Source organism: Pedococcus sp. P5_B7, from assembly GCF_054049895.1.
This window is the reverse complement of record NZ_JBFULM010000008.1, coordinates 75223-88927: the sequence shown is the minus strand read 5'-3', so window position 1 is coordinate 88927 and position 13705 is coordinate 75223. Positions and strand designations below refer to the sequence as shown.

The window sequence follows — 13705 nt, the reverse complement described above, 5'->3', positions numbered from 1 at the left end:
ATCGCCGGTCCAGCCAAGGTCGTCCGGCGCTCTTCAGGTGTCTTCTTTGCTGAACTGAATTGGGTCGATCCGAGGTGGAACGAGGCCCGACAGTTCCCCGACCTAGCCTGTGTTCGACGCAATTGGCCGTGCGTCGTTGGCCAGTCCCCGGAGATTCATGGACGGCGCCTACCACGCTGCGAGCAGAACGTCGATCGACTCACTGGACGTCGCATCCTTGGCCTCTTTGCATGGCCGGCCACCGCACTGTTTGGAGCGGCCGCCGTTCTGGCTGGGTCACGCTAGCTGTAGCCCTTGGCCACGGCTGCCTTTGTGTGGGACACGACCAGCTCAGCAACGTCGGGAGACAGCGCGGTACGAGGGGGTCGGCAGGCCCCGCCCTTTCGGCCCACAACATCCATCGACAGCTTAATGGCTTGGACAAACTCAGCCTTAGAGTCCCAACGCAGCAGCGAGTGCAGGTCCCGATAGATGGAGAGAGCGGCATCGATGTCCTCGGCGGACCCGGACGTTGCCAGGTCGTAGAGCCTCCGGCTGGCGTCCGGCAGAGCATTCGGGTACCCGGCGACCCATCCAACCGCGCCGGCAAGACCCAACTCAAGAACTACGTCGTCGGTTCCGATAAGCACGTCCAGGTTGGGAGCAAGCTCTCGAATCTCGTATGCCCGGCGAACGTCGCCACTGAACTCCTTGACGGCGACGATTAGGCCCTCGCCGTGCAACTCGGCCAGGAGATCCGGGGAGAGATCGACCTTCGTGTCGTATGGGTTGTTGTAGGCGACGATCGGCAGGCCGACGTCTGCGGCGTCACGGTAATGCTCCAGCACTGAACGGCGGTCCGCCCTGTAGGCGTTTGGTGGCAGCAGGAGCACGGATTGTGCGCCTGCCAGCGCCGCTTGCTCAATCCACCTGCATGCCTCATCAGAGCCGTAGGCGGCAACCCCCGGCATGACCCCAAACCCGTCGGGTGCCGCATTCACGGCGACCTCGACCATCCGTGCCCTTTCCGCGTCGGTCAGGGTCTGATACTCCCCCAATGAACCGTTGGGCGTCACGCCGTCCATGCCATTCTGAGCCAGCCAACGGACGTGCTCTCCAAACCCGTCAAAGTCCACTGACAAATCGGAATTGAATGGGATCGCGGTTGCGACAAAGATGCCCCGCCACGGCATGTTGGTCATTGTGAGGCTCCTCGAATTATACGACTGATATTATGTGACATTGCGTGCGGCATGTGTCGCCACTAGTGGGATTGCTATGACTCACTCGGCCAGCTCCAGCCAACTGTGATCCGCCCTAGGCGCCGCAGCCAGCAGCTTTCGCGTATACGAATGTGTCGGACGGTCTAGGACTTCGTCAGTCGCCCCTTCCTCAACAATCTGGCCGCGATACATGACATATATGCGCTCGGTTACTTGTCGGACGATGGAGAGATCGTGCGTGATGAAAAGGTTGGCAATGCCACGTTCCACGCGAAGACGGTTCAACAAGTTCAGGATTTGAGCCTGCACCGATACGTCGAGGGCGGAGACCGCTTCATCGCAGACAAGCACCTTCGGTTGGGCAGCCAAAGCGCGAGCGATGGCAACGCGCTGCCTCATTCCGCCAGACAGAGCTACTGGACGCCGCTGCGCGTACGTAGGCGGCAGTCCCACAGTCGTGAGGAGATCTTCGACAGCCGCCTGGATGCCCTTTGAGTTGGGGGCATGCGTCGTGATCGCCTCGGCCAACGTCCAGCCGATGCTCCGCATCGGGTTGAGCGTTGAGTAGGGGTCCTGGAAGACCATTTGAACCGTACCCCTGACCCGCTTGGCATCGTCTCGGCTCAGCTTGGTCCAGTCGGCCACAGGAACCCCGCCTATGGTTACCCGTCCGCTCGTTGCCTGCTCCAACCCTACGAACATACGACCCAGCGTGGTCTTGCCTGAGCCAGATTCGCCAACGAGTCCAACACTCTCGCCCTCGCCAACCGCGACGGAAACGTCGTCGAGGGCGATCACATCATGGACCCGTCCCGCGAACACCTTGCGCACAGAATGAGCCTCGAGAACGGCCGGACCACTCACCCGCAGTGCACTCGGCACGGCTTGTTCGGTCACGTGCGTTCGCAGACTCAGCATCCCGGATCGGATCTCCTCGAGCCGAATGCAGGCAGTGAACCGTTCCGGAACTACCTCTCGCAATGGAGGAGAATGCGTACGACAAGCCGAGGCCGCCCATCGGCAGCGCGCTGCGAACACGCACTCATCTACCACCTCTCCTGGCGAGGGAACCGAACCAGGAATTGCAGTGAGTTCGGCAACGCGTCTGTCGACTGGAGGCTCGGAGAGCAGCAACGCCTGGCTGTAGGGATGCAGCGGCTCTGCGTCGAGTCGCTCGGAGGAGGCAACCTCGACCACTGATCCGGCGTAGAGCACGTACACCCGGTCGCACATTGAGAATGCCACCCGGAGATCATGTGTAATAAGGACGAGACTCATTCCGCGTGCCGCCTGAATACGCTTGATCAGCGCTAGAATTTCCCGCTGAGTAGTCACGTCGAGCGCGGTCGACGGTTCATCCGCAATCAGGAGCTGGGGGTCGCGGGCAAGCGCCGCGGCGATGGCCACGCGCTGTCGCATCCCGCCGGACAGCTGGAACGGGTACCGGTCAACTACCGTTGGGTCACCGATTCCTACTTCGGCCAGCCGTCGAATCGCCTCCGCGCGCCGCGACTTCTTGCTCAATCGCTGGCCACCCTGTAGGGATTCCGTGATGATCTGCCCACACGGCATGATCGGGTTCAACATCGTGAACGGATCCTGCAAGATCATGCCGAGCTCGGCGCCTCGGAAACCGCGCCACTGCCGCTCTCGCAACTTCAGCAAGTTCTGGCCCGCGTATTCGATTTCACCGGACGCGACGAGTCCGGGCGGCAGCAGTCCGATGATCGCCTTGGCCGTTATGGACTTGCCGCTTCCAGACTCCCCGACGATACCCACTGTCTCGCCTGACCGAACGACCAAGTCAATGCCATCGACAACCGTCTGCACAGCGTCGCCGACTTGCCTCGAGACATAGAGCCCTCGAACACTCAATACAGGCTTGTCCGAGCCACCTGAACGGTTCGTAGCATTGTCGATCACTGGATAGCACCCCCCTTAGCAAGGCGCGCGCGGAGCCAGTCCCCGAGTAGGACCATCGCGGTAGCCATTGCCACGATCATGACCCCGGGCGCGAGTGTAGTCATCGGATGAACGAACAAGAGCGGCTGATTCTCGGCCAGCATCAGCCCCCAGTCCGGCGTACCAGGGGGGACACCCAGCCCCAAGAATGACAGCCCTGCCAACGTGACCAGTGAACTCGCGAATACAAGGAATGAGTTCGCGATTGCAACCGGCAAGACGTTCGGCCAAATATGTTGAAGCACGACCCTGCGATCGGATACGCCAACCGTCTTGGCGGCTTCCACGTAGGGCCGCGGCACCTGCTCCATCGTGGCGCCTCGAATGACTCGCGTATCGAATGGCACGGTCAGGGCAAGCAAGATCACCACGGCTCCCCAGTACTGGGCGCCGACGGCCCCAGCTACGACGATGAGAATGAGGAGCGAGGGAATAGACCACATGACATCGACCCATCGCATGATCAATGCATCTACTTTCCCACCTCGATAGCCGGCCCAGAGACCGAGAAGATTCCCCAGCACGAAGGATCCGACGGTGATCACCAGTGGCCCCACGAACGCGGTCCGGGCACCAACGATGACACGAGAAAGGATGTCGCGTCCCAAGCTGTCAGTTCCCAACCAGTGACCCCCGGAAGCGGGTGCCACCACCTCAGTCAAGTTCTGCGCGTGGGGATCCTGCGGCGCCAGGAGGGAACCGAAACTGGCGAGCACGATCACGCCGACCACGACCAGGAACGCGACGCCCGTCAGGGACAACCACTCGGGTCGTCGAGATCGGAAACTCGGTGAATTTACACCAATCTTCATTCTCAAACTCGCCTCGCTCTGATTCGCGGGTCGACGAGAAGGTAAACGATGTCGGCCAGGAGGTTGCACGCCATGACGCTCACAGCGACGAGCAGAGCCACGCTCTGGAGCACCGGCAAGTCTTTAGCATTGGCCGATTGCACCAGCAGTTCACCAAGTCCTTGCACCGAAAAGGTGGCCTCCACGAGCACCGCGCCGGTGATCAGAGACGAAAGAACAATTCCGCTGATCGTCACGATCGGTATCAAGGCGTTTCGCAGTGAATACTTGATCAGGACCCGGGCAGCCGAGAGTCCGCGGGCCCTTGCAAAGACAATGTAGTCCTGATCCAACACACCTAACATTGCAGACCGCGTGTGGTTAAGCACATACCCCAAGCTGGTCAATGCCAACGCAAAAGCTGGAAGTGTCAGGTGCCATAACTCGTCGACGACCCCGCTCCCTCTACCGAAGGCAGGAAACCACTCCAGCTGAATCGAGAAGAGGTAAAGAAGGACTACGCCGACCACGAAGGCAGGGGCTGACAAACCAACGACACCGAGCCCGACCGCCAGCCGATCGAGCACGGAACCTGGACGCGTCGCTGCCACGACGCCGAGCCCGATGCCCATGACCATCGTTAGCGCGAAGGCATAGCCGCCCAGAGTCAATGTCACCGGCAGTCGAGCTCCTACCTCGTCGGTTACCGGCAACGACGTCTGGACCGATGTCCCGAAATCAAAGTGCACAACGCCCTGCGCCCAGATCCTGTACTGCGACAGGAACGGTTCGTCCAGTCGCGCCGGGGGCGTCGCCGGTCCCAGCTGGCACCGGCGACGAGCCGGTTCGGTCCCCGCCGTGCGTGACTACTTCGCGCTGATCTTGAGCGGCCACGGGCCACGGCTCTCGTAGTTGTCGCTAAAGGACGGCCAGCTGATCGACTTCGACAGGGCGACGGTCGGCTGCACAAGGAACAACGGTACGTAGGGCAGGTTATCGGCGAACTGCTGGACCAGCTGCTCGTACACCTTGAGCCTCTGCGCCGGATCTGTTGCGGAGAAGCCATTTGCAATGAGTCCATCAACCGCAGGAGTACTCCAGTTCGTCACGTTCCAGTTGCCCCCGGTGGCGTTGCGGCTACCGATCATTGAGTCGTAGGCCACGCCTGGATCCGGCCCAACGCCGCCATTGACCCAAAAACCGGACGGCACAGCCTTCCGATCAGCATCGGTGAGATGGTCGAGCCAAGGGTTGAGCTGTTCGACATTCAACTTCGCACGGATCCCCACCTTGGCCAGCATCTGGACAATGGCTTGAGCCGTATTGCTCTCCGCAGGAACGTCGCTCGCGGTGAACTCAACGTCCACGCCGTTGGGGTAGGCGGACTGAGCCATCTCCTCTTTCGCCTTATTGACGTCGTACGGATACTTCATCATCGAAGCGAGGACATCGTTGACTTCCTTCTGGCTACCCAGCGTCAGCAGGAGGTGCGGCGGGATAATCGACTCCAATGGCTCTGCTTGCGCGCCGTAGGCATTCATCAGGGCATCTTTGTTGAGGGCATATGCCACTGCGCGTCTGACGTGAACGTCGTTCCACGGTTTGACCAGAGTGTTCAGATGGACGTCGGCCTGCGATCCGCCTTCCCCCGCTTGCGGGTCTGCGCCGGCCGTTGCTGACCAGGCACGGGTGTCCGAAGGGAAGGCAACATCGATCTGGCCGGCTCGGAACGCGACCGCCTCACTCGACTCATTCGAGAAGAACCGCCAGGAGATCTTGTCAATGGGCACATCACTGCCCCAATAGTTTGGGTTGGTCGCAAATTCTGCGCCAGTCGTGGGATCAAGGCTAGTAAGTTGCCAAGGTCCGGTGCCGATGGCGCCGGTCCCGGGCTGACCGTAGGTTGCCTTGTTGGCTTCGTAGAAGGCCTTCGACAGAACTCCCAAACCACCGTCGGCCGCAATGACAGCCCAGGCGGCGTTCGGCTCACTGAGCTTCACCTGGACGGTGTAGTCGTCGACGGCCGTGATGCTCTTCAGCGACGCCGGAAAGCGGAAGGCCTGTGGCGAACCGGGCTGGCGATACAGATCATACGAGAAGACGACGTCCTGTGCGGTCATCTTCGAGCCGTCGGAGAACTTGACCCCGTGTCGCAGCTTGTAGACATACGTTGTGGGATCGGTCTGCGACCACGACTCAGCGAGCCAGGGCTTCACCTTGTTTTCGTCGTCCAGGACGACCAAGGTCTCGAATACGAGGTAACCCATTCTTTGCTCGATGGCGCTGTAGTTCTTGGCGTAGTTCAGTGATGAGACGGAGCCCGAGCCCACACGCAGGACGCTGATGCGCCCGCCCTCAGACTTGCTCGAGGAGGCCTTATCCGAACAGCCAACTAGTGCCATCGCACTAACGGACAGCACACAGGCGAATGCGAGCAGACGCTTATTCATTGCGGTTCCCGTCCTCTGGTGACTAACAGTAGGCGGCGCAGTTGTGCCCGGCAGAGCATCCCTTACTGCGACGTGAACGCGACACTAACATGTGACATTACACCGGCACAAGGGGCGATGTCTGGGGTCCTTGGCGGCAGCGCTCTCTGTGCGGGAGGCTGCCGGTCAAGGGCGAGGGCTGGGCGTGGGGCGCCTTCACGTGCCTGCTTGGGGATCGATCCGCGCCAGACCTGACCGCGCGGGCCCGAAACTCCCGGTGGTCGAAGCCCGGCTCTGCGGATGCGGCGCCGTCAGCGCACCCTGGGGCGTCTCCCCTGTCGTAGCATCGTCGTTCCTAGTTCAGCCGCTAGCGAGCGCGTCAGGTATTGGAAGGGTGGCTGGGAGACTCGATTCCGCCAGCATGAAGGCGCTGGGTTTCCTCACGAGCTCAGCCCGAGATCTCGAGAAAGCTCGCAGCCGGCAGCGAAGAATGTTGGCGGCTCATGAACCCTCACGTAGTGCCGCACGCCTGCCAATCCGAAGCCATCGCGCCTGATCCCCCGCGCGTAGGATCGTGCCCACCTGTTGAGCCCGATGCCCTGGTGCGATCAGCAACTTGTCCGCGCCGATGGCATCAACCTCCACTCCCCAATCCACGCCCGGCGGCGGATACATCTCAGCGAGCCACGGCCGATACTGCCTATCCAGCAACAGACGGTCGCCTTCTTGGCGCAGGGTCTGTCGCTCGAGTCGGCTCTCATAGACCCCCAGCGCGTCAGAGACGTCAGCTGGCGCTTCCCGCATCATCTCAGGCGGCACAAGACCGAAGTACGTCCGCATTGCCCACTTCAGCAGCCGGTCGGCCGTTCTCGAGCCAAGTTCACCGTTGGTGAAGATCGCTAGAGCGAACTGACGAGACGGAATCATTGCAAAGAGGCACGGCTGGCCGTTGGCTCCGCCACCGTGGCTGACGACTCGTTCGCCGCTACTGTCGTCGAGCCACCATCCGAGTCCCACCTCTGGGCGATCGCCCGGAGGTCCGCTCGGCTCAAAGGCTGCCAGCCGCGTCTCGTCGCCGAGCGCTTCCCCGCCGGCCAGTTGAAAGTCGGCGTAACGCATCATGTGCTCGGGGCTCGCGATTAGCCCACCAATCGGGCCACCGCAGCGGGGCATCTCCCAGGGTCGAGCAAGCACAGTTCTGCCGCCGTACTGCGCATGCCCTACCACGAAGGGGTGGTACACCATTTCGTGAGCGAAAAAGCATGCGTCGTTCATTCCGAGAGGGCGAAGGAGGTTATCCTTCATGATCGCCTCGAAGGGCCGTTTCTGAACGACCTCTAGGACGCGCCCTAGTACGTAGAAGGCAGCGTTGTTGTACGACCACAGCTCGCCAAGGGGAGTGACCTGGCGCAGTTGTTTCATCCGACCGACGATGGTGGCTAGCGCGTCGTCGCCCCAGCCCGGATCCTCGTATAGATCTCCCTCCCATCCGCAGCTATGCGTTAGGCAGTCACGGATGGTGACCGCCGCGGAAACCGAAGCGTCGACGACAGCAAAGGCGGGAAGATGCTTTCGGATTGGGTCATCCAAACTCAGGAGACCTTGTTCGACCAACTGCAGTAGCGCGGTCGCAGTGAAGGTCTTGGTGATCGAGGCGATCTGGAACATCGTCTCGCCAGTGACTGGATGGGGATCTAGAACGCTTGAGACTCCCAGCCCTGCAGTTGCGACTCGCCCCTGGTGATAGACGCCGATGCCGACCCCCGGCACAGCATCGAGGGCCATCTCCATCCGCGCTTGTGCGAGAAGGGCGGGATCGATATATGCGCCGGGAAGCAGCGGGGAGCGACCAATTGTGGTCGTGGTGTTATCCGCGGATCCGATTGGCACGTGCTCTCCCTACTATTCGGGGCCCACTTCCGAACTATTCGGAGCCCACCAACTCGTAGGCCATGTGACATGGTACCATGCTCGCGTCTTTGGCTTCGTCCACACCCACCGGCAAGCAGAATTGCCGTGAACGTCCGTTGGGACCATCAATGGTGAATGCACTGGGGCCGTCTTTACGCCGGCAGACGGCAACAGAGCTGAACAACGACGCTGTCCTTGATGGCCCATGAGCCGCGCTCATGACGTCCGAACGGGCGTGCCCGGGAAGCAACGCCCTCCAGACCACTCCTACGCGCTGGTCGCCGACCACGACGCAATCGTTCGGGCCACACTGTCCGCGGCCGTGAGGCTAGTCGGTCTAGCATCAGTACCCGTTGAGGACGGACGACAGGCCATCAAAATGCTGGCCGACCTCCACCCGAGCGTAGTCATCCTTGACGTGAACATCCCGAGTCTAAGTGGGATCGAAGTATGCTGGTGGATGCGTCGGCAGCGCCACCTTGCGAACGTTCTAGTCATCCTCCTCAGTGAACGCGCTTCACAGTTCGAGATCGATGCGGGCATGCTGGCTGGAGCCAACCATTACGTCACGAAGCCATTCCGGAGCGCCCACATCACTGCCCTGGTCGCGCATCACCTCCTTCGACAGCCCCCGTTGCCCCCCCGGCCCGCGTGATCATCGCGGACCCCGCGGACTGAGTCAGAGCATCGCGGACCCACCGACAAGTTCCCCGGCGCCACAAGTCATCAATCAGCAACCACATTCATTGGCTGACTGTTGTGTGGCTGCGTTCGGGGTGTGGGACCAATCGCGGTTCATCCGCCGCTGCGCCAGACTGCCGCATATGACTGTCGAGGCACCCGTCAATGCCGACATCCTCCAGGTCCGGCTGCTCATCCAAACAGGTTGGCGGCTGGAGCAGCTGACCGTGGCCGACCTGGCCGAGTTCACCGCCGCCTGCCGGGACCGGCAGCAGCGCACCGGCAAGGGCCACCTTCACTACCTGGCGGCGGTCAGGTGCCGATTAGTGGCTTGCTATACTCGCTCTGGGTGCGCCGGTCCGGGCCGCGATGACGGCTCGGTTCTTGCATCCTTCGGTGCACCCGACGTAGCGTCATCCGCCGCCATCGGGACCCTGCCGAGATTCTTGACATCGATGTGGATCAGGTCCCCGGGGTGCTCGTGGTCGTACCGGCTGATCCGTCACCAGTGACAGTTGAGTCCAGGGCTCGTGTGGATTCGGCCGGGGTTATAACAGCCCTCGATCCGCTTGGAGACGGCCGCATCCGGTTCACGATGCAGGCGTGGAGCACCGTGCAATTTCGAGGGCAGTCGTGGGCCCCTCCTGGTGAGTCAGGCCTGCGGCACCGCCATCTGTCCGAGCCGGGCGAAGCGGTCGAGGCGTTGCTGGTGGCGGGCGCCCGGCTCCATGGCCAGCAGCGTGGCGAGCTCGTGCTGGAGGACGGTGCCGAGCCGCAGGCAGAACTGCTCGGGCTCGGTGGCGGCGTCGGGCAACTCCGGGACGATGCGGTCGACCAGTCCGTGCGCGAGGAGATCGGTCGAGCGGACACCCTGGGATTGCGCCATCTCCGGGGCGTGGTCGGTGTCGCGGTGCACGATGGCGGATGCGCCCTCGGGCGGCAGCGGCGAGAGCCAACCGTGCTGTGCGGCCAGTGTGCGGTCGGCGGGCACCAGGGCCAACGCTCCACCACCGGTGCCCTGACCTAGGAGGATGGACAGCGTCGGAGCACCAAGGTCGACAAGCTCGGCCAGGCAGCGGGCGATCTCACCGGCCATCCCGCCCTCCTCGGCCTCCTTCGACAAAGCGGCACCGGGGGTGTCGATCACCGTCACCAGTGGCAGACGCAGCTCACGCGCCAGGCGCATGCCGCGCCTGGCCTCGCGCAGGGCGGCAGGCCCCATCGGGCGATCCTCGGTCTGCCCACGCCGGTCCTGACCGAGGATGACGCATGGCACCTCACCGAATCGGGCGAGCGCAAGGAGCAGGCCGGGATCGTGCTCCCCCGCACCGGTTCCGTTGAGGGGCACAACGTCTCGGGCGGCATACCGCAACAGGCGCCGAATCCCTGGGCGTTCCTTGCGTCGTGAGGTCGTGACGGACTCCCACGCGGGAACGTCCCTGACAAGGTCCTCCAGACCCGCGGGAAGCGCCGGAACCGCAGGGGTGCGGGAAGCGGTGAGAACGGTGAGGGCACGGTCAAGGACGTCAGCGACGCGCTCAGGCTCGAGCACCGCATCGATGATGCCGTGCGCGAAAAGGTTCTCGGCGAGCTGCACACCCTCAGGGAACGGTCGCCCGTAGAGCGCCTCATAGACGCGCGGGCCTAGGAAGCCGATGAGGGCGCCCGGCTCGGCGACGGTGACGTGGCCGAGGGAACCCCACGACGCGAGCACCCCACCGGTCGTGGGGTTGCGCAGGTAAACCAGGTAGGGCAGCCCGGCGGCCTTGTGGGCCGTGATGGCGGCGGTGATGCGCACCATCTGGAGGAAGGCAACCGTGCCCTCCTGCATTCGGGTGCCGCCACTCACGGGGGCGGCGAGGAGCGGCAGCCCCTGCTCGGTCGCCCGCTCGACGGCGCGGGTCAGCCGGTCGGACGTGGCCACCCCGATGCTGCCGGCCAGGAAGGCGAACTCGCCGGTGACGACGGCGACGCGGCGGCCTCGCAGCCGCCCCTCACCGGTGATGATCGCCTCGTCCACCCCGGACTTCTTCCGGGCAGCGGCTAGCGCCGCGGCGTACTCGGGGTCGGGACCTACGTCGACCGGCGCCTCGTCCCACGACTGGTAGGAACCGGTGTCGAGGACCAGTGCGAGGAGCTCGTGGGCCGACAGCCGCTGCGTCATGGCTGGTTCAGCCAGGCGAGGACGGACTCCCTGTCGGCGTCGAGAATTGGCGGGGCGGAGTGCGCGGTCCTGGTCTGCTCGGCGCCTGTCTCGTCGAAGAACCGCAACGGTGGACCAGGAAGCGTCACCGGGCCGAGCGAGGCGTGGTCGACCTCGACCAGCAGGCCCTGCGAACGCACCTGGTCCCATGCATACACCTCATCCAGGGTTCGGACCCGGCCGGCAGGGATGCCCGCGGACGAGAGCCGTTCGAGGAGGTCCGCGCTGTCGAAGGGCGCAAAGACCGACTCGACCAGCGCGATGACCGCCTCGGGGTTCGCAGCACGTTCAGGGTTGCTCCCCATACCAGTGGTCTGTGGGTCGACGCCAAAGGCGTCGCAGAACCGCCGCCACAGACCTTCGCTCCCGACGGCGATCTGCACCGAGCCATCGCGGCAGCGGAACAGGCCGTACGGCGAGATCGACGGGTGGTGGTTGCCCTGCGCTCGCCCGGTCTCACCGGCGACTGTCTGCCGGGTGCCCTGGAAGGCGTGGATGCCAACGACCCCGGCGAGCAGCGACGTCCGCACGACCTGTCCGCGCCCGGTCCGCTCGCGCTCGAGCAGGGCGGCGAGGACGCCATACCCGCCCCACATCCCGGCCAGGAGGTCGGCGATGGGGACGCCGACCCGTTGCGGGTCGTCCGGGCCAGGGCCGGTCACCGACATCAGGCCGGCCTCACCCTGGGCGATCTGGTCGTACCCGGCACGGCCACCCTCGGGACCGTCGTGGCCGAAGCCAGTGATGCTGAGGACGACGAGCCGGGGGTTGAGCTCGAGGAGGCGCTCGGCGGAGAAGCCGAGCCGGTCGAGCACGCCGGTGCGGAAGTTCTCGACGAGGACGTCGGCCCTGTGGACGAGGGCGGTGAGCACCTCGCGACCCTCACCGGATTTCAGGTCGAGGGCGATCGACTCCTTGTTGCGGTTGCACGACAGGAAGTACGTCGACACACCGTCTGCCGGAGTGGTCGCGCGGCCCTCGCTCGTGACGAACGGCGGCCCCCAGCCGCGGGTGTCGTCCCCGTGGCCGGGCGACTCGACCTTGATGACGCGCGCACCGAGGTCACCGAGCATCATCCCCGCGTGCGGGCCGGCGAGGGCACGGCTGAGGTCGACGACGAGGGTGCCGCTGAGCGGCCCACTGCTCACAGCCATCCCGGGGCCACGAGCAGGCCCCAGGTCACGAGCGGCGCGGCGACCACGAGACTCATCCCCCACCGCATCAGCTGACGGAACACGAGGTCGCGTTCGCGCGGCTCCGCATTGGCGACACACAGGGCGCCGTTCGTGGAGAACGGGCTGATGTCGACGACCGACGAGGAGATGGCGAGCGCGATGACGACGCCGACGGCACCGATCTGTCCGGTGAGGAGGAACGGCACGGCGAGCGGGATGAGCGCGCCGAGGATGCCGGTCGTGGAGGCGAAGGCCGAGACGACTGCGCCGATCAGGCAAATGAGCAGCGCCGCAAGGAGAGGTGCGCCCACCCCGGCGACCTGGTCGCCGAGCCATTGGACCGTGCCTTGGTCCTGCAGGAGGCTGACGTAGGTGACGATGCCGCCCACGAGCAGCACGGTCCCCCAGGCGACCTTGTCGACGGCGCCCTTGGCCGAATTCGGGAAGATCAGGGTCAGGACGACTGCGACGCCGAGGGCCGTGAAGCCGACGTCGAACTTCAGCAGCAGGGCTGAGATCGCGAGGAATGCGAGGCCGACCAGGGTGAGGATGCGCTCGACGTTGAGGCGGCTGTCGTCGTCCTCCGCCGGGGCAGCGTCGGTGGCGACCCCGCCGGTGCGGGCCCGCTCCACAGCCGACTCCGGCGTCCCCGTCACGGCGGACCGGGTCGCCGTGCGGCTGACAGCCACGGCCGCCTCGGCGATCTCGCTCCCGGCCCCGGCATCGCGGCCCCGGCTGAGGAGCTCGCGCCCGCCGAAGAGCACGAAGGCGAGCGCCGTGATGACGAAGCAGGATACGAGTGACATGGCGAACAGCAGCGCGGGGTTGCCAGGGAGCTTGTTGTCGGAGACGACGCCGTTGGTGATGGCGCCGAAGATGCCGATCGGCGAGAACGAGCCGCCGGTGGCGCCCAGCGTGATGGCCATACCCATGAGGACGGGGCTGATCTTGTACCGGGCGGCGAAACCCATGCCCACCGGGGCGACGATGGCGACCGTGGCAGGAGTGGCGGCGCCGATGCCGGCGATGACGGCACAGATGCCGAACATCGCCCACGGCACGAGGGCGACCCGACCCCGTACCGCCCGGACGCTGGCATGGACCATCCAGTCGACCGTGCCGTTGTTCTTCGCCAGGGCGAAGAGGTAGGTGACTCCGACGAGGATGACGAAGAGGTTCGCGGGGAATCCACCGACGACCTCGTCGGGACCCACGTCGAAGACGGTAACGCCGACGACGGCAGCGGCCACTAGCGCCAGGGCGCCCATGTTGATCGACCGCACGGTGGCGATGAGGAAGACGAGGGCGAGTACCCCCAGGGCGATGATGTCGTTCATGTGAGCTCCCTTGC

At 64.2% G+C, this 13705-nt stretch carries 11 protein-coding genes; 2 read left to right on the top strand and 9 right to left on the bottom strand.

What is annotated here, in order from left to right; all coding sequences use genetic code 11:
- Positions 1–281: 281 nt before the first annotated feature.
- From ACXJKD_RS17500 to ACXJKD_RS17475, 6 genes are all read right to left on the bottom strand, one after another.
- The gene (locus tag ACXJKD_RS17500; RefSeq protein ID WP_457256008.1) at positions 282–1181 is read right to left on the bottom strand and encodes a dihydrodipicolinate synthase family protein; all 900 of its coding nucleotides are present in this window, start codon (positions 1179–1181) and stop codon (positions 282–284) included.
- Between the two features lie 81 nt (positions 1182–1262).
- Positions 1263–3125 (bottom strand): dipeptide ABC transporter ATP-binding protein, encoded by a 1863-nt coding sequence (locus ACXJKD_RS17495; RefSeq protein ID WP_457256006.1) that lies wholly within the window; start codon positions 3123–3125, stop codon positions 1263–1265.
- A complete protein-coding gene (locus ACXJKD_RS17490) occupies positions 3122–3925 on the bottom strand; it encodes an ABC transporter permease (RefSeq protein ID WP_457256004.1) in 804 nt (267 codons plus the stop codon). Before ACXJKD_RS17490 ends, ACXJKD_RS17495 begins: the two co-directional genes overlap by 4 nt.
- A gap of 53 nt (positions 3926–3978) precedes the next feature.
- Positions 3979–4632, bottom strand: coding sequence for an ABC transporter permease (locus tag ACXJKD_RS17485; RefSeq protein ID WP_457256003.1), 654 nt, complete (start codon positions 4630–4632; stop codon positions 3979–3981).
- Positions 4633–4821: 189 nt separating this feature from the next.
- Positions 4822–6405 carry an ABC transporter substrate-binding protein gene (locus tag ACXJKD_RS17480; protein WP_457256001.1) on the bottom strand — a complete coding sequence of 528 codons (1584 nt, stop codon included), beginning with the start codon at positions 6403–6405 and terminating at the stop codon, positions 4822–4824.
- A 480-nt stretch (positions 6406–6885) separates the two neighbouring features.
- Positions 6886–8274: a serine hydrolase domain-containing protein gene (locus ACXJKD_RS17475; RefSeq protein ID WP_457255999.1), complete on the bottom strand. Its 1389-nt coding sequence runs from the start codon at positions 8272–8274 to the stop codon at positions 6886–6888.
- Positions 8275–8500: 226 nt separating this feature from the next.
- Between ACXJKD_RS17475 and ACXJKD_RS17470 the strand changes: the two genes are divergently transcribed.
- Both ACXJKD_RS17470 and ACXJKD_RS17465 read left to right on the top strand, forming a co-directional pair.
- Positions 8501–8950 (top strand): response regulator, encoded by a 450-nt coding sequence (locus ACXJKD_RS17470; RefSeq protein WP_457255997.1) that lies wholly within the window; start codon positions 8501–8503, stop codon positions 8948–8950.
- A 169-nt stretch (positions 8951–9119) separates the two neighbouring features.
- A complete protein-coding gene (locus ACXJKD_RS17465) occupies positions 9120–9488 on the top strand; it encodes a hypothetical protein (protein WP_457255995.1) in 369 nt (122 codons plus the stop codon).
- Between the two features lie 140 nt (positions 9489–9628).
- On the opposite strand, the gene ACXJKD_RS17460 is transcribed toward ACXJKD_RS17465, so the two are convergent.
- The 3 genes from ACXJKD_RS17460 to ACXJKD_RS17450 are packed head-to-tail and all read right to left on the bottom strand — an operon-like array spanning position 9629 to position 13691.
- Positions 9629–11140 carry a carboxyl transferase domain-containing protein gene (locus tag ACXJKD_RS17460; protein WP_457255993.1) on the bottom strand — a complete coding sequence of 504 codons (1512 nt, stop codon included), beginning with the start codon at positions 11138–11140 and terminating at the stop codon, positions 9629–9631.
- Positions 11137–12333, bottom strand: a complete 1197-nt coding sequence (locus ACXJKD_RS17455; RefSeq protein WP_457255991.1) for a CaiB/BaiF CoA transferase family protein — start codon at positions 12331–12333, stop codon at positions 11137–11139. Before ACXJKD_RS17455 ends, ACXJKD_RS17460 begins: the two co-directional genes overlap by 4 nt.
- The gene (locus ACXJKD_RS17450) at positions 12324–13691 is read right to left on the bottom strand and encodes an SLC13 family permease (protein ID WP_457255989.1); all 1368 of its coding nucleotides are present in this window, start codon (positions 13689–13691) and stop codon (positions 12324–12326) included. The genes ACXJKD_RS17455 and ACXJKD_RS17450 overlap by 10 nt, the downstream gene beginning before the upstream one ends.
- Between the last annotated feature and the right edge of the window lie 14 nt (positions 13692–13705).

Bases quoted from the DNA above. Each gene is read 5' to 3' on its own strand.
- ACXJKD_RS17500 (WP_457256008.1), bottom strand. From the start codon at position 1,181: ATGACCAACATGCCGTGGCGGGGCATCTTTGTCGCAACCGCGATCCCA.
- ACXJKD_RS17480 (WP_457256001.1), bottom strand. From the start codon at position 6,405: ATGAATAAGCGTCTGCTCGCATTCGCCTGTGTGCTGTCCGTTAGTGCG.
- ACXJKD_RS17470 (WP_457255997.1), top strand. From the start codon at position 8,501: ATGAGCCGCGCTCATGACGTCCGAACGGGCGTGCCCGGGAAGCAACGC.
- ACXJKD_RS17465 (WP_457255995.1), top strand. From the start codon at position 9,120: ATGACTGTCGAGGCACCCGTCAATGCCGACATCCTCCAGGTCCGGCTG.
- ACXJKD_RS17460 (WP_457255993.1), bottom strand. From the start codon at position 11,140: ATGACGCAGCGGCTGTCGGCCCACGAGCTCCTCGCACTGGTCCTCGAC.
- ACXJKD_RS17455 (WP_457255991.1), bottom strand. From the start codon at position 12,333: ATGGCTGTGAGCAGTGGGCCGCTCAGCGGCACCCTCGTCGTCGACCTC.
- ACXJKD_RS17450 (WP_457255989.1), bottom strand. From the start codon at position 13,691: ATGAACGACATCATCGCCCTGGGGGTACTCGCCCTCGTCTTCCTCATC.